This is a genomic window from Rhabdothermincola salaria (assembly GCF_021246445.1).
In the GTDB taxonomy this organism is placed as follows: domain Bacteria; phylum Actinomycetota; class Acidimicrobiia; order Acidimicrobiales; family Acidimicrobilacustridaceae; genus Rhabdothermincola_A; species Rhabdothermincola_A salaria.
The window spans coordinates 347,427-362,755 of sequence record NZ_JAJQXW010000001.1 but is presented as its reverse complement, the minus strand read 5'-3'; the positions used below and the strand labels follow the sequence as shown (position 1 = coordinate 362,755).

The 15,329-nt window shown below is 71.5% G+C and carries 15 protein-coding genes and 1 tRNA gene; 7 read left to right on the top strand and 9 right to left on the bottom strand.

Features of this window, described 5'->3' with window-relative positions; translation table 11 throughout:
• Position 1: 1 nt before the first annotated feature.
• The 8 genes from LUW87_RS01760 to LUW87_RS01725 form a co-directional block, all read right to left on the bottom strand.
• A complete protein-coding gene (locus tag LUW87_RS01760) occupies positions 2-1,357 on the bottom strand; it encodes a TadA family conjugal transfer-associated ATPase (protein WP_232669356.1) in 1,356 nt (451 codons plus the stop codon).
• Between the two features lie 47 nt (positions 1,358-1,404).
• Complete coding sequence (locus tag LUW87_RS18975; RefSeq protein ID WP_232669355.1) at positions 1,405-2,643, bottom strand: CpaE/TadZ family protein; 1,239 nt, start codon at positions 2,641-2,643, stop codon at positions 1,405-1,407.
• Positions 2,644-2,654: 11 nt separating this feature from the next.
• A complete protein-coding gene (cpaB, locus tag LUW87_RS01750; protein WP_232669354.1) occupies positions 2,655-3,473 on the bottom strand; it encodes a Flp pilus assembly protein CpaB in 819 nt (272 codons plus the stop codon).
• A 300-nt stretch (positions 3,474-3,773) separates the two neighbouring features.
• Complete coding sequence (rpsA, locus tag LUW87_RS01745; RefSeq protein ID WP_346742414.1) at positions 3,774-5,165, bottom strand: 30S ribosomal protein S1; 1,392 nt, start codon at positions 5,163-5,165, stop codon at positions 3,774-3,776.
• 247 nt (positions 5,166-5,412) lie between these two features.
• Positions 5,413-6,252 carry a class I SAM-dependent methyltransferase gene (locus LUW87_RS01740; protein WP_232669352.1) on the bottom strand — a complete coding sequence of 280 codons (840 nt, stop codon included), beginning with the start codon at positions 6,250-6,252 and terminating at the stop codon, positions 5,413-5,415.
• Between the two features lie 13 nt (positions 6,253-6,265).
• Positions 6,266-8,962: a DNA polymerase I gene (gene polA / locus LUW87_RS01735; protein ID WP_232669351.1), complete on the bottom strand. Its 2,697-nt coding sequence runs from the start codon at positions 8,960-8,962 to the stop codon at positions 6,266-6,268.
• 37 nt (positions 8,963-8,999) lie between these two features.
• Positions 9,000-9,584 (bottom strand): ANTAR domain-containing response regulator, encoded by a 585-nt coding sequence (locus LUW87_RS18970; RefSeq protein ID WP_232669350.1) that lies wholly within the window; start codon positions 9,582-9,584, stop codon positions 9,000-9,002.
• Positions 9,585-9,651: 67 nt separating this feature from the next.
• Positions 9,652-9,945 carry a hypothetical protein gene (locus tag LUW87_RS01725; RefSeq protein WP_232669349.1) on the bottom strand — a complete coding sequence of 98 codons (294 nt, stop codon included), beginning with the start codon at positions 9,943-9,945 and terminating at the stop codon, positions 9,652-9,654.
• 84 nt (positions 9,946-10,029) lie between these two features.
• Between LUW87_RS01725 and LUW87_RS01720 the strand changes: the two genes are divergently transcribed.
• The 7 genes from LUW87_RS01720 to LUW87_RS01690 all read left to right on the top strand — a co-directional run bounded on the left by LUW87_RS01720 (position 10,030) and on the right by LUW87_RS01690 (position 14,741).
• Positions 10,030-10,113: transfer RNA gene (locus tag LUW87_RS01720), tRNA-Leu, on the top strand.
• 3 nt (positions 10,114-10,116) lie between these two features.
• Entirely contained in the window at positions 10,117-10,269 is a 153-nt protein-coding gene (locus tag LUW87_RS01715) for a hypothetical protein (RefSeq protein ID WP_232669348.1), read from the top strand.
• 91 nt (positions 10,270-10,360) lie between these two features.
• Positions 10,361-11,536, top strand: coding sequence for an ACP S-malonyltransferase (gene fabD / locus LUW87_RS01710; protein ID WP_232669347.1), 1,176 nt, complete (start codon positions 10,361-10,363; stop codon positions 11,534-11,536).
• Entirely contained in the window at positions 11,533-12,531 is a 999-nt protein-coding gene (locus LUW87_RS01705; protein WP_232669346.1) for a beta-ketoacyl-ACP synthase III, read from the top strand. The genes fabD and LUW87_RS01705 overlap by 4 nt, the downstream gene beginning before the upstream one ends.
• Positions 12,528-13,247 carry a 3-oxoacyl-ACP reductase FabG gene (gene fabG / locus LUW87_RS01700; protein ID WP_232669345.1) on the top strand — a complete coding sequence of 240 codons (720 nt, stop codon included), beginning with the start codon at positions 12,528-12,530 and terminating at the stop codon, positions 13,245-13,247. Before LUW87_RS01705 ends, fabG begins: the two co-directional genes overlap by 4 nt.
• 79 nt (positions 13,248-13,326) lie before the next feature.
• Positions 13,327-13,563 (top strand): acyl carrier protein, encoded by a 237-nt coding sequence (gene acpP, locus LUW87_RS01695; RefSeq protein ID WP_232669344.1) that lies wholly within the window; start codon positions 13,327-13,329, stop codon positions 13,561-13,563.
• Positions 13,563-14,741, top strand: coding sequence for a beta-ketoacyl-[acyl-carrier-protein] synthase family protein (locus LUW87_RS01690; protein WP_232669343.1), 1,179 nt, complete (start codon positions 13,563-13,565; stop codon positions 14,739-14,741). Before acpP ends, LUW87_RS01690 begins: the two co-directional genes overlap by 1 nt.
• A gap of 93 nt (positions 14,742-14,834) precedes the next feature.
• Here LUW87_RS01690 and LUW87_RS01685 read toward each other — a convergent pair whose 3' ends face one another.
• Positions 14,835-15,317, bottom strand: coding sequence for a methylated-DNA--[protein]-cysteine S-methyltransferase (locus tag LUW87_RS01685; protein WP_232669342.1), 483 nt, complete (start codon positions 15,315-15,317; stop codon positions 14,835-14,837).
• Positions 15,318-15,329 lie beyond the last annotated feature (12 nt).

The window sequence follows — 15,329 nt, the reverse complement described above, 5'->3', positions numbered from 1 at the left end:
GTCAGCCCGAGGCCCGGCGAGCGAAGCCCTCGGGCTGGAAGACTTCCTGGCCGAGGCGGATGCCCATGTCGGACAGCTTCTCGGCGAACTTGGGTCGCACGCCGGTGGCCTTGAGGTGCCCCTTGAAGCGGCCGTGCTCGTCGACGCCCATCCCGTAGTCGAACAAGAAGATGTCCTGGAGGGTGATGACATCGCCCTCCATGCCCTGCACCTCGGTGATGTGGGTGATGCGACGGGTGCCGTCGCGGAGCCGGCTGAGGTGCACGATGACGTCGAGCGCCGCCGCCATCTGCTCGCGGATGGCCCGCACCGGCAGATCGAAGCCGGCCATGAGCACCAGGGTCTCGAGGCGGGCCAGGGTGTCGCGCGGGCTGTTGGAGTGCACCGTCGTGAGCGACCCGTCGTGGCCGGTGTTCATGGCCTGGAGCATGTCGAGGGCCTCACCGGAGCGGCACTCCCCCACCACGATGCGGTCGGGGCGCATCCGCAGGCAGTTCTTCACCAGGTCGCGAATGGTGATCTCGCCCCGCCCCTCGATGTTGGCCGGCCGGGCCTCGAGGGCGAGGACGTGGTCCTGGTGGAGCTGGAGCTCCTTGGCGTCCTCCACGGTGACGATGCGCTCGCCCTCGGGGATGAACGATGACAGCACGTTGAGGGTGGTGGTCTTGCCGGTGCCGGTGCCCCCGGAGACCATGACGTTGAGCCGACCCACCACGCAGGCCTGCAGGAAGCGGGCCGAATGGGCGTTGAGGGTGCCGAAGCGGATGAGGTCGTCGATCTGGAGCTTCTCTTTGGCGAACTTCCGGATCGTGAGGAAGGGCCCGCCGATGGCGAGGGGGTGGATGACGGCGTTGACGCGCGAGCCGTCGGGCAGACGGGCATCGCAGAGCGGGTTGGCCTCGTCGATGCGCCGGCCGATCTCGCCGACGATCTTGTCGATGATGCGCCGCAGGTGGACGTCGTCGACGAAGTTGGCCGTGGACTTCTCGAGCTTGCCGTTGCGCTCGACGTAGACCTGCTCGGGGCCGTTGACCATGACCTCGGAGATGTCGTCCTCCCTCAGGAGGCGATCGATCGGGCCGTAGCCGAGGATGTCGTCGGAGACGTCCTGGATGAGCTGGGCCTTGTCGGCGGCCGACAGCGGGGCCCGCTCGGCGGCCAGGGCCACGTGCAGCTGTTCGTTCACCCGCTTGCGCAGGTCGTCCTCGGACAAGCGCTTGTCGTAGATGATCGGGCCGAGCTCTTCGATCAGGTGGTGGTGGATCCGCTGGCGCAGGTCGTCGAGGATCGGGTCGCGACGGGGTGCCCCGGCTTCCGGGGCACCCTGCACATCGTGGAGACGCTTGTAGAGGGACATCCGCGGGCTACCTCAGTGCTCTCGAAGGGTCTCGTCGGGGGGCAAGGTCACCGCCGGCGCTTCTTGGCCGGCGCAGGGAGGAAGAGGTCGGCCAACTCGTTGAACGACTTGGCGACCGACGACTTGGGGGCCACGTGGACCACGGGCTCGCCCCGGTTCACCGACTGCGGCACCACGATGTCGCTGGGGATGAGGGCATCGGCCTGCACGCCGAGGGTGCGCTCGACCTCCGAGGCGTCGAGGCGGACCTTGGAGTTGGCCCGGTTCAGGATCAGGCGCAGCTTCTCCATCGGGGTGTTGAGCAGCCGGAGGGTCTGCAGGCCGATCTTGACGTTCTTGATGTTGGGGATGTCCATGCCCGCCACCAACAGCACGTCGTCGCTGATCTCGATGAGCCCGAGCACGACGTCGTTGAAGTACGCCGGGGTGTCGATGACCACGTGACCGGCGAAGCTGCGCAGCTGCTCGACGATGCGCACCATCTCGGCGGCGCCGATCTGGTCGGCGAACGCCGGCTCGAGCGGGGCCGGGAGGACCCAGAGCCCTTCGGGCTCGTGGGTGGCGAGGAGCTCCTTGAGCAGGGTGTCGTCGAGGCGGTCGAGCGAGCCGACGGCGTCGACGATGGTGTGCTGGGGCGTGAGCTTGAGCATCACGGCCACGTCGCCGAACTGCAGGTCGGCGTCGACCAGCACGACCGGCTTCTCGCTGCGCTCGGCCAGGAGCACGGCCAGGTTGGAGGCGATGACCGACTTGCCCGAGCCGCCCTTGGTGGAGAACACCATGATGACCCGACCGAGCTCGCCGGGAGCCTCGCCCTCGACGACCATGGGCGGGGCCGTCGCCGGTGCCGGCCGCAAGGTGGCCGCCACCCGGCCGATGGCCTCGTCGAACTGGTTGGAGTCGACCGGGGCCTGCAGCACGTCCTTGACGCCGGCCCGCAGGGCCCGCTGGAGCGTGTCGGTGGACAGCTCGTCGGTCACCATGATGGCGCCCACCTCCCGCCGGGCGGCCAGCAGCTGCTCGGTGGTCGAGAGGTCCGAGCTGGTGGCCAGCGACGGCCCCAGCACCACCACCACGGGCGCACCCGTCAGCGACGCCGCCAGCTCCCCGATGCTGGCAAAGGCGGCCGTGCCGTTGCCGAGCTGCATCGCCATGCGCGACCGGGTGGCCTGGTCGTCGTCGACCACCGCCACCGCGACCCGCGCCTCCCCACCACCGCCGTCGCCGGCGGTCGGGGGGAGGTCGGGAAATCCATCACCGGACGATCCGGAGAACGGGCTGGTCACCTACGTCTCACCTACTCCTGGTTGCCTTGGGGGCCGTACGGGGTCAACACGGCGGGGTCCTCGCCGGGCAGCGGGCCGGCCAGGTCGGGGGCCGGCAACGGCTGCGGGGTGTAATCCGGGGCCACGAGCGTCATGTAGAACCCGCCGCCCTGCTGAGCGGCCGCGATCCACTGGGCGGCATCGGCCGGCACGTTGAAGGTGATGATGCCCGAGTTGGCCGCAGGGGTGGCCGCGGCGTCGGTCTCCTCACCCGGAGCCAGGATGGTGGACTCGCCCACGGCCAGGATCTGCACCTTCTGGTACAGGTAGCGGCCCGCCTGCTGGATGGCGCTGCTGGCGGCGTTGGGGTCCTCGCTCGCCGGCACGTCGGAGAAGACCATCAGGTTGACCTCGTCGCCGGGGACGAGGAAGCCGGCCACACCGCGCACCTGGTCGGTGGAGACGGACACGGCCACGTGCTCGGGGTTGCGCAGACGGGCCCGGAAGCTGATCTGGGTCTGGGCCGGGTCGACGAACATGCCCCGCACGATGACCGAGCTGGCCGGGATGTCGAACAGCGCCACCTTGCCCTGCAGCTCGTCGGTGGTGGTCACCGCGCTGGCCGGACGGAACTCCTGGGGGATCTGGGACTGACCGATGCTCCCGTCGGCGGTGGCCGTCTCACCGGGCACCCCTCGGGCGATGTCGCGATCGGCCACGTAGACGTCGACGCGCCGGGCGTTGTCGTTGGCGCGATCCTCGATGCCTCGGACGTAGTTGAACAACAACAACGCGGCGACGACGCCCAACACGATGGCGCCGATGAGGATCAGGGTTCTCCGCGAGCTCACGTACGTCCTCTTCTCGATGCATCCAGGGCTGGAACCAGTCGCCGGGGCCTGGGGGACCAGCGACCATCATGGCAAACAACATGGGCGCAGACGGCCATCGGCCGAACACGCCTCTCCTCTTTCGGCGCGTCGGGCCACCGGGCTTAGCGGTCGACCACATTCTTTTTGCGGCCCCGGTGCACCCCGACCGGCGCGGCCGGGATGCGGACCGACGCGACGATGGCGGCGCGGTGGACGCCGCCATCGTCGCAACAGTTGGTGGTGGACACCTCCCCGAGCCGCAGCGCAGGGAGGCGCCGATCAGGCCTCTTCGGCCGGGGGCTCGGGCTCGGCGGCCTCCGCAGCCTCCGGGGCGGCCGCCTCGGGGGCCGCGGCCGGCGGGGCCTCGGCCTCGGGGGCCGCGGGTGCGGCGGGGTCGACCTCGGGGGCCTCGGCGTCGACGCCGTGCTCGGCGTAGTACTCGGCCCAGGCCTCCTGGCCCTCGCTCGACTCGGTCTCACCGGTGAAGCCGATGTAGTTGCCCTCTTCGTCGTAGGCGTGCTCGCCGAAGTGCTCCTGGTACTCGGCGGCCACGATGCCGCCCTCGGCGGCCTGCTTGATCGACAGGCTGATGCGACGACGCTGCAGGTCCAGGTCGATGATCTTGACCCACAGCTCCTCGCCGGGGGTGACGACCTGCTCCGGGAGGTCGACGTGGTGCGCCGACATCTCCGAGATGTGCACCAGGCCCTCGATGCCGTCGCCCACCTGCACGAACGCACCGAACGGCACCAGCTTGGTGACCCGGCCGTAGACCAGCTCGCCGACCTGGTGGTTGGAGGCGAACTCCTGCCACGGGTCCTGCTGGGTGGCCTTGAGCGACAGGCTGATGCGCTCGCGGGACAGGTCGACCTCGAGCACCTGCACGTCGATCTCGTCGCCGACGGCCACCACCGAACCGGGGTGGTCGACGTGCTTCCAGGACAGCTCGGAGACGTGCACCAGGCCGTCCATGCCGCCGAGGTCGACGAAGGCGCCGAAGTTCACGACCGACGACACCGTGCCGCGACGGACCTCGCCGGGCTTGAGGTTGGCGAGGAAGTCCTCGCGCTGCTCCTTCTGCGTCTCCTCGAGCCAGGCTCGGCGGGAGAGCACCACGTTGTTGCGATTCTTGTCGAGCTCGATGATCTTGGCCTCGAGCGTGCGCCCCACGTAGGGGGCGAGGTCGCGGACCCGGCGCAGCTCGACCAGCGACGCCGGCAGGAAGCCGCGCAGGCCGATGTCGAGGATGAGGCCGCCCTTGACGACCTCGATGACCGGGCCGCTGACGACGCCTTCTTCTTCCTTGATCTTCTCGATCGTGCCCCAGGCCCGCTCGTACTGGGCCCGCTTCTTGGACAGGACGAGGCGACCCTCCTTGTCCTCCTTCTGCAGGACGAGGGCTTCGATCTCGTCGCCCAGGGCGACGATCTCGGCGGGGTCGACGTCGTTGCGGATCGACAGCTCACGCGAGGGGATGACGCCCTCGGACTTGTAGCCGATGTCGAGCAGGACCTCGTCGCGGTCGACCTTGACCACGGTGCCCTCGACGATCTGGCCGTCCTCGACCTGGACCATCGACTGGGTGTACGCATCGTCGAGCGAGACGCCCTCGAGGTCGTCGGCGACCACCTGGCGGGGCACGTACTGGCCCTGTTCGTCGAAGCTCCCCATGCCCGAGGGTGCCTCGGCGGTCATGGTGGCGGTTGCTGCGGAGGACTCGGGGGTGTCGTCGGCGGGGATGCCGGCGTCGGCCTGCTCGGACAAGGTGAGACTCGCTTCGGAAACGTCGGGGAACGGCCCTCGGCGGAGCACCGGTGGGCCGGGCGTGCGCGGGCGCGCACGACGGGCTGAAAGGGTAGCACCGCGGCCTCGTCCCGCCCCATCCGGGGACGATCCGGCCCTTCCGGCCCGTGGGCTCTCAGGCGGACGTCGGCGCGGAGGGGCGGATGGCGACCATGAGGAACTCGGGGTGGTCGAGGTCCGGGTCGCGCCGGGCGTACTCACCGGGGGTGACCGACCAGAGGTCGCGCACCAGAAGGCCCGATCGCACCGCCAGCAGGCGCAGCTCGCGCGGCGTGAAGCAGGTGGTCCACAGATCGGTGGTCACCTCCTCGCCGCTCGGCGAGCGCACGCTGGTGACCTCGTGGTTCACCCCGGAGGCGGCGTCGAAGCGGTCGGTGTGCTCGAGGAAGCGCACCTGGAAGTAGGCCGAGAAGGCCGACACGGCCAGGCGACCACCGGGCTTCAGCGCCCGGGCCATGCCGTCGAGGACGGCGGCGTCGGGGTCGCCGGCGCGCGCTCCGGGCCCGGCCATCGGGGCCACCCCCGCCACCCGGCCGGCCGAGACGTCGGCCAACGGCGCCGCCATGGGACCACCCCCGGACAGCCCGAACGCGCCCTGGCACAGCGAGATGACGGCATCGAACTCGCCGTCGAAGGAGAGGGCACGGGCGTCCATGCGCTCGAAGGTCACCCCGTCGGGGGCGTCGCGACGGGCGAGGTCGACGAAACGCCGGGCGATGTCGACGCCCACCACCTCGATGCCCCGCCGACCCAGGGCGTGGGCGTGACGGCCCGGGCCGCAGCCCACGTCGAGCACCCGGTGCCCGGGACCCAGCCCGAGCTCGTCGACCAGGAACGCCACCTCGTTCTCGGTGCCCTTGGTGAAGGAGTACCGCAGGTAGGCCTCGCCGAGGTGGTCGGCGACGGACTCGAACCAGTGGACCGGGTCGTCGGGACGGGAACCGTGGTCGCTCACCGGCGAAGCCTCCTCAACCCTTGGCGTCGGCCCACGAGTCCCCCACCGCCAGGTTCACGGCCAGCGGCACGCGCAGGGCGAAGGCCCCGGACATGGCGTCGAGGACGAGCCCGGTGACCGCGTCGAGCTCGTCGGGGGTGACCTCGCAGATCACCTCGTCGTGGACCTGCAGGATGAGCCGGCTGGTGGTGCCGGCGTCCTCGAGGGCCCGGTCGAGGCGGACCAGGGCCACCTTGAAGATGTCGGCCGCCAGGCCCTGGATGCCGGCGTTCATGGCCTGGCGCTCGCCGGCCTGGCGGATGCGGAAGTTGCCCGACGACAGCTCGGGGATCTGGCGGCGCCGACCGAACAGGGTCTCGGTGTAGCCCCGCTCGCGAGCCTCGGCCACCGTGCGGTCCATGTAGTCGTGCACCGCGGGGAAGGCCACGAAGTAGGCGTCGAGGATGGTCTGGGCCTCACCGGTGGGGATGCCCAGGCGCTGCCCCAGCCCGTAGGCCTCCATGCCGTAGGCCAACCCGTAGCTGACCATCTTGGCCTTGGAGCGCTGCTCGAGGGTGACCTCGCCGGGCTCCACGCCGAACACCCGCGCCGCGGTGGTGGTGTGGATGTCCTGTTCGGTCTCGAAGGCCTCGATGAGGCCCGGGTCCTCGGCGAGGTGGGCGATGCAGCGCAGCTCGATCTGGTTGTAGTCGGCCACCAGCAGCTGGTGGCCGGGGGCGGGCACGAACGCCCGGCGGAACGCCCGGCCGATCTCGGTGCGCACCGGGATGTTGTGCAGGTTGGGCGCGTCGGAGCTGAGCCGTCCGGTGCGGGCCACGGTCTGGTTGAACGTGGCGTGGATGCGGCCGTCGTCGGCGACCTCGGCCAGCAGGGCCTCGCCGTAGGTGGACCGCAGCTTCTCGACCTCGCGGTAGGAGAGGAGGTGCTCGACGATGGGGTGCTGGCCCTTGAGCTTCTCGAGCGACGCGGCGTCGGTGGAGTAGCCGGTCTTGGTCTTCTTCTGGGGGGTGAGGCCGAGCCGGTCGAAGAGGACCTCGCGCAGCTTGACGGTGGAGTTGACGTTGAACTCCTCGCCGGCGTCCTCGCAGATCTGGGCGCGCAGACGATCGCACTCGGCCACGAGCTCGTCGCTCAGACGCTGGAGCTCCTGGCGGTCGATCCCCACCCCCACGATCTCCATGCGGGCCAACACCCGCACCAGCGGCGTCTCGACGTCGTCGTGGAGGGTGCGCAGTCCCCGGGCGTCGAGGGCCGCCTGGAGGGGCTCGACCAGGCGGTGCACGGCGAGGGCGTGGCGGGCCGCCTTCTGGCCGTCGGGCCCGGCCTCGCCGCCGAAGTCGAGCTGGCCCTCGGCCACGTCGCCCTCGTCGGGGAGGCGCAGCTCGGCGTAGCGCTCGAGGAGCTCCTCGAGGGCGTAGCGGGCCTCGGCCGGGTCGAGCAGGTAGGCGGCGATCATGGTGTCGAGGGCGAGGGTGCGCACGTCGACGTCGAGCTCGTCGAGGCTGCGCATCAGCGCCTTGGCGCCGTGGGCCACCAACGGTCGGCCGCCGTCGCCCAGCAGCGCGGCGAGCGCGGTGTGCACATCGGCCTGGCTCAGCACCGCGGCGGGCAGCCACGCCACGTCGGCCGTCTCGGGATCGGTGACGACGGCCAGGCCCTCGAGCGCCGAGCGCCCCTCGGTGCCCACCCACGTGGCCGCCACCGCCAACGGGCCTTCCCCGGCGGCCAGCGCCTCGAGCACACCGACGGCGGCAGCAGGGTCGTCGAGGTCGCGTCGTTCGGCCTCGAGCACGTCGAGCCCGGACCCGGTGCTCACCACCGAGTCGTCGCCGGTGAGAGCGGCGAGCGCTTCGAGCAGACGGTCGTAGAGGGTGCGGAACTCGAGGAAGTCGAACAGCTCGCGGACCTCGTCGAGGTCGTAGTCGCCCAGGACCAGCTGATCGGGATCGACGTCGACCGGGGCGTCGCGCACCAGCTTCATGATCACCGCGTTGGCCCGCACCTGGGTCTCGTGCTCGCCGAGGTTCTGACGCAGCTTCGGGGTCTGCTCCTCGAGGTGGGCGAAGATGCCGTCGAGGTCGCCGTGGTTGTTGATCAGCTTGGCCGCCGTCTTCTCCCCCACCCCCGGCACGCCCGGCAGGTTGTCGGAGGGATCGCCCCGCAACGCGGCGTACTCGAGGTACTTGGAAGGATGCACCCCGGTGCGCTCGGCGATGCCGGCTTCGTCGTAGAGGGCGTAGTCGGAGACGCCGCGCTTGTTGTAGAGGACCTTGACGTGCGGGTCCTCGACGAGCTGGTAGCTGTCGCGGTCGCCGGTGACCACGAGGACGTCGTCGCCTCGGTCGCGCCCGGCGGTGGCGAGGGTGGCGATGATGTCGTCGGCCTCGTAGCCGGCCAGCTCCAGCACGGGGATGTGCAGCACCTCCACCACCTGGCGGACCAGGCCGAGCTGCTGGCGCAGGATGTCGGGAGCCTCTTCGCGGTTGGCCTTGTAGGTGTCGAGCGCCTCGTGGCGGAAGGTCGGCTCGGGTCGGTCGAAGGCCACGGCCAGGTGGTCGGGCTCGTGGTCGCGGATCAGGTTGACCAGCATCGACGTGAACCCGAACACCGCGTTGGTGACCTGGCCCGACGCGGTGGCCAGATCGGTGGGCAGGGCGAAGAAGGCCCGGTAGGCCAACGAGTTGCCGTCGATGAGCATCAGCTTGCTCATCGGGGTCGATCCCCCCGTGCGAGCCGACGGGCCGGGGTCACGACGCCGGCGGGACGAGCTCGCCGGCGATGATCCGCTCGCTCACCAGCTTCATGGTGAGGCGCTCGCGCATGGCCGTGCGCTGGATGAACGAGAAGGCGTCGCCCTCGGACATGGCGTGGCCGTCCATGAGCTGGCCCTTGGCGCGGTCGACGATCTTGCGCGTCTCGAGCTGGTCCTCGAGGTTCTGGGCCTGGTCGGCCAGCGCCTTCATCTCCTGGAACCGGCCGATGGCCAGCTCGATGGCGGGGATCAGCTCGCTGCGCTGGAACGGCTTGACCAGGTAGGCCAGCGCCCCGGCGTCGCGGGCCTGCTCGATGAGGTCGCGCTGGCTGAAGGCGGTGAGGATGAGCACCGCGGCCCGGCGCTCACCGGCGATCTCGCGGGCCGCGGACAGCCCGTCGAGGCCCGGCATCTTGATGTCGAGGATGGCGATGTCCGGAGCATGGGCCTTGACCAACTCGACGGCCTCGTCGCCCCGTCCGGTCTCGCCCACGACCTCGTAGCCCTCCTCGAGGAGGGTCTCCTTCAGGTCGAGGCGGATGATGGCCTCGTCCTCGGCGATCACGACACGGGTCGGCACGTCGCCGAGCGTACAAGACCGATCGCGCCCGCTCGACGGGCACCCGTCGGCGACGCGACCGCCGGCGTCAGGCCGACGTGTCGAGCAGCTTGTCGAGCAGCTCGTCCTGGAGCGCCTCGAGGCGGACGATGTCGCCCATGACCTCGCCGCGGTGGCGCTGCATGGCCTCGGCGTGGCGGGAGGCCTCGCGGTGCTCGCGCTCGGCGAGCGGGGTCTCCGACACCAGCGAGCGCAGGCGAGCGTCCTCGGCCTCGTCGGACAACTGGGCCAGCTGCTCGTCGGTGACGGCCAGCTCGCGCCGCAACTCCTTGAGTTGCGTGCTGACGTCGGTGAGACGCCGTTCGACCATGGCCCTGCTCATCACCCGGGAGTGTAGGACGGTTACCCCCCGGTAAGCCGGACCACGGTCCGGCGAGCGCTACCGTAGGCCTGCTCCTCATCGCACGCGGCGGTGCTGGAACCGGCATACAGGGCGGGCTCAAACCCCGCTGCCCGCAAGGGCTTGAGGGTTCGAATCCCTCCCGCCGCACCCATGGCTCACCCCACCCGACGACGCCACCGACCCCCGCGCGCCCTCGTGCTGGTCGTCGCCGTGGCGCTCGGCGCGGGCTGGGTGAGCCGCACCCGCAGCCGGGCGATGGCCCGCAACCTCGCCGAGTTCCACGAACGGTACGGATCCACGTGAAACCTCTCCCGACCCTCGCGGGTCACAGCTGTTCCCGGCGCCGGTGCACACCCGGCGCCGTCCCCCTACTCCCGGAGGTGCCGGCCACCCGATGATCGTGTTCACCTTCCCTGGGCAGGGCTCTCAGAAGCCCGGCATGGGCGAGGCCTGGCGGGACCACCCCTCCTGGGAGCTCGTCGACGAGGCCTCGTCGGTCGCCGAGCGCGACCTGGCCCGCCTGCTGCTCGAGGCCGACGCCGACGAGCTCAAGGCCACCCACAACGCCCAGCTGGCCACCTTCCTCACCAGCCTGGTCGTCCTCGACGCCGTCGAGCGCGTCGGCGTCGAACCGGCCGCCACCGCCGGCCACAGCCTCGGCGAGTACACCGCCCTGGTGGCCAGCGGCGCCCTCTCCCTCGACGACGGGGTGCGCCTCGTCGCCGAACGGGGCGAGGCCATGCTCGAGGCGGCCACCACCCAGACGGGCACCATGGCCGCGGTGCTGGGGCTCGACGACGGCGACGTCGAGATCGCCTGCGCCCGCGTCGACGGCGACGTCTGGGTGGCCAACTACAACGCCCCCGGCCAGGTGGTGGTGGCCGGCAGCCCCGACGCCGTCGCTGAGGCCGCCGACGTGGCCAAGGCCATGGGCGCCAAGAAGGTCATGCCCATGGCGGTCAGCGGCGCCTTCCACACCCCGTTCATGGCCCCGGCGCGCGAGCGGCTGCGCAAGGCCGTCGGCGCCGCCGAGCTGCGGGCCCCCGACGTGCCCGTCTACGCCAACGTCGACGCCCTCGCCCACGGCGACGGCGACGAGTGGCCCGGCCTCCTCGGCGCCCAGCTCTGCAGCCCGGTGCGCTGGCGCCAGAGCCTGCACCACCTCGCCGACGCCGGCGCCACCGTGTTCGTGGAGCTCGGCCCCGGCAACGTGCTCACCGGGATGGCCAAGCGCACCGTCAGCGGGGCCACCACGCTGTCGGTGTCGGTCCCCGACGACCTCGACAAGCTGCTCGCCACCCTGGCCACCCCGTCGGCCGCCAGCGCCGGCGTGCACGAGGGCGAGCACCTCTTCGCCACCGAGCGCGTCGTGGTGAGCCCCGCCGCCGGGGTGTTCGCCCCCGCCGCCGACGTCGATGCCGGCACCGAGGTCACCCCCGGCAGCGTGCTCGGGCTGGTCGGCGACCAAGAGGTCCGCTCCCCGTTCGCCGGCACCGTCATGGGCATGCTCGCCGTGGACGGCGAACGGGTCTCGGTCAGCCAACCCATCGCCTGGTTGCGCACCTCGTGAGCGACACCCCCACCGGCACCCGGCCGGCACCCGGCACCCGTGGCGCGGCCATCGTCTCGTGGGGCACGGCCCTCCCCGACAACGTCGTCACCAACGCCGACTTCGAGGCCCGCCTCGACACCACCGACGCGTGGATCACCGAGCGCACCGGCATCAAGGAGCGTCGCCACGGCGGCAGCACGGCGTCGCTGGCCACCGAGGCCGGTCGCGCCGCGCTCGACGCCGCCGGCCTCACCGGCGACGACATCGACTACCTCCTGCTCGCCACCACCACCCCCGACTACCAGATCCCCTCCACGGCCTCCGAGGTCGAGGACGCCCTCGGCATCCGCGGCGGCGCCAGCGACCTCAACGCCGCCTGCTCCGGGTTCGTCTACGCCCTCGTGCACGCCCACGGCCTCATCGCCATGGGCCTGCAGCGGGTGCTCATCATCGGCGCCGAGACCATGAGCCGAGTCACCGACATGGAGGACCGCAACACCGCCATCCTCTTCGGCGACGGCGCCGGGGCCGTGGTGGTCGAGGCCACCGACGACGACGGGCAGCTGCTCGGCTTCGACCTCGGTTCCGACGGCTCGCTGCGCTCGCTGCTCGACGCCCCCATCGGCGGGGTCATGCAGATGAACGGCAAGGAGGTGTTCCGCCAGGCGGTCACCGTGATGGTGCGCTCCGCCAACGCCTCGCTCGCCGCCGCCGGCGCCACCGCCGACGACCTCGCCCTGGTGGTCCCCCACCAGGCCAACATCCGCATCATCGACGCCGCCTGCAACCGCCTCGGCATCGGCTCCGACCGGCTGGCCACCGTGCTGCACGCCACCGGCAACACCTCCTCGGCGTCCATCCCCCTGGCCCTGGTCGACGCCCTCGACGCCGGTCGGGTCGCCCCTGGCGACCTGGTGCTGCTCGTCGGCTTCGGTGCCGGCATGAGCTGGGCCTCCGCCGTGGTGCGCTGGCCCGACGTCGACGCCCTGCGCTCGTCAGGAGCCACCTCGTGAGCGGCCGGGTCGCCCTCGTCACCGGCGGCAACCGGGGCATCGGTCGGTCCTGCGCCCAGGCCCTGGCCGACGCCGGCCATCGCGTCGCCGTCACCTACCGTTCCGCACCCCCCGACGACGTCCCCGCCGACTGGCTGTGCGTCGCCTGCGACGTCACCGACGCGGAGGCCGTCGACGCCGCCTTCTCCCGCATCGAGCAGGAGTGGGGACCGGTCGAGATCCTGGTGTCCAACGCCGGGGTCACCGCCGACATGCTCGTGCTGCGCATGAACGAGGACGACTTCAGCGGTGTGCTCGACGCCAACCTGGTCGGCGGCTTCCGGGTGGCCAAGCGGGCCGTGGCCAAGATGATGCGGGCCCGTTTCGGGCGCATCGTCTTCGTCGGGTCCGTGGTGGGCAGCACCGGCCAAGCCGGCCAGGCCAACTACGCGGCGTCCAAGGCCGGCCTGGTGGGCCTGGCCCGCTCGCTGGCCCGTGAGTTCGCCTCCCGGTCGATCACGGTCAACGTGGTCGCGCCCGGCCCCGTCGCCACCGACATGTTCGCCGCTGTGGCCGACGACACCCGAGCCGCCATCGAAGCCGCCGTACCCCTCGGCCGCATGGCCGAACCCGAGGAGGTGGCCGCCGCGGTGGCCTTCCTCGCCTCCGACCAGGCGGGCTACATCACCGGTGCCGTCGTCCCCGTCGACGGCGGCCTCGGCATGGGCGCCACCTGACCCCGGGCCCACCCCCGACCACCCTTTTCCCCAGCCCTCGCCCGACTACCGTTGGGCTCTTCACCACCAAGGAGCAACAGTGAGCGACGATCCCTTCGAGCGGTTCAAGAAGTGCGCCGTGGAGCTGCTGGGCGTGACGCCCGAGCAGGTCACCATGGACGCCAAGTTCGGTGACGACCTCGACGCCGACAGCCTCGACCTCGTCGAGCTGGTCATGGCCCTCGAAGAGGAGTTCGACGTGTCCGTCGACGAGTCGGAGCTGGAAGGCGTCGACACCGTCGGGCAGGCGTTCGAACTGATCACCTCCAAGCAGTGATGGCGGAGCGACGGGTCGCCGTCACCGGGATCGGCGTCGTGAGCCCCTGTGGCATCGGCGTCGAGGCCTTCTGGGACGGGCTGCTGTCCGAGCCCCCGGAGGGCCTGCGCCGCATCGAGGACTTCGATCCGGCGCCCTACTTCGACAACCCGAAGGAGGCCCGTCGCACCGACCGCTTCGCCCAGTTCGCCCTGGCCGCCGCCGCCGAGGCCCTGGCCCAGGCCGGTGACATCGGCGGCGACCCCATGCGCAAGGGCAGCTGGATCGGCACCGGCATCGGCGGGCTCACCACCCTCGAGGAGCAGGTGCTCGTCAACGAGCACAAGGGGGCCCGACGGGTCAGCCCGTTCATGGTGCCCATGCTCATGGCCAACGCCGCCTCGGCCGCCGTCTCCATGCGCTACGGCTGGCAGGGCCCGTGCGAGACCACCTGCACGGCCTGCGCGGCCGGCACCCAGTCCATCGGCAACGCCTACCGGCTCATCACGTCGGGCCGCTGCGACGCTGTCATCACCGGCTCGTCGGAGTCCACCATGACCCCGACCTGCATCGCCGGCTTCACCAACATGACCGCCATGTCGGGCAGCTACACGTCGCGCCCCTTCGACAAGGACCGCGACGGCTTCGTGCTGGCCGAGGGTGCAGGGGTGCTGGTGCTCGAGGAGTGGGAGGCGGCCCGCAGCCGCGGCGCCACCATCCTGGGCGAGATCATGGGTGCCGCCTCCAACGCCGACGCCCACCACATCACCGCGCCCTCGCCCGGCGGGGTGGGCGCCATCGCCTGCATGGAGATGGCCCTCGCCGACGCCGGCATCACCCCCGACCAGGTCGGCCAGGTGAACGCCCACGGCACCTCCACGCCGCTCAACGACGCCGCCGAGGCCGACGCCATCGGCAAGGTCTTCGGTGCTCCCGGCCCCGCGGTCACGTCCATCAAGGGCGTCACCGGCCACTCCCTCGGTGCCGCCGGCGCGCTCGAGGCCGTCGCCACCATCCTCTCCATGGGCAAGGGCCTCATCCCGCCCACCGCGGGGTACACCACCCCGGACCCGGACATGGCCCCCATCGATCTCGTCGTCGGCGAGGCCCGCCCCTGGGAGCCGGCCCCCACGCTGTCGAACAGCTTCGGCTTCGGCGGCCACAACGGCTGCATCGTCATCGGCCCGCCGACCGACTGACGCACCCTCCCCCACCGACCACGGCCGCGGGTCGGGGCGCGGGCGCCGATCGCGGACCCCGCCCCGACGAGGCGGGGGATGCGGAACCTCCCGTCAGGCGGGGAGGGTCAGGCCCTCGAGGGCGAGGAGGCGGGCCTTGACGTCCGGGCCCCCGCCGTACTGACCGAGCGCACCGCCGCTGCGCACCACCCGGTGGCACGGCACCACGATGGGCCACGGGTTGGTGGCCATGGCCGACCCCACCGCCCGGGCGGCGTTGGGGTTGCCGGCGCGGCCGGCGAGCTCCGCGTAGCTGACGACCTCGCCGAAGGGCACCAGGGCCAGCTCGTGCAGGACCCGGGAGCGGAAGCCCGACGTGGCCCGCGCCCAGTCGATGGCGACGTCGAAGCTGGTGCGCGACCCGGCGAAGTACTCGTCGAGCTCGGAGCAGGCCTGCTCGAGCACCGCGGTGGCCCGCGCTGACACCTCGTCGTCGGGCGGCGGCGGCCAGGCACCGAACTCGATGCGGCGCAACCCCGCGGCCCCGGCTTCCACGGTCAGGGGCCCGACGATCGTCTCCAGAACGGCTGTGGCCACGATGGTCTCCCC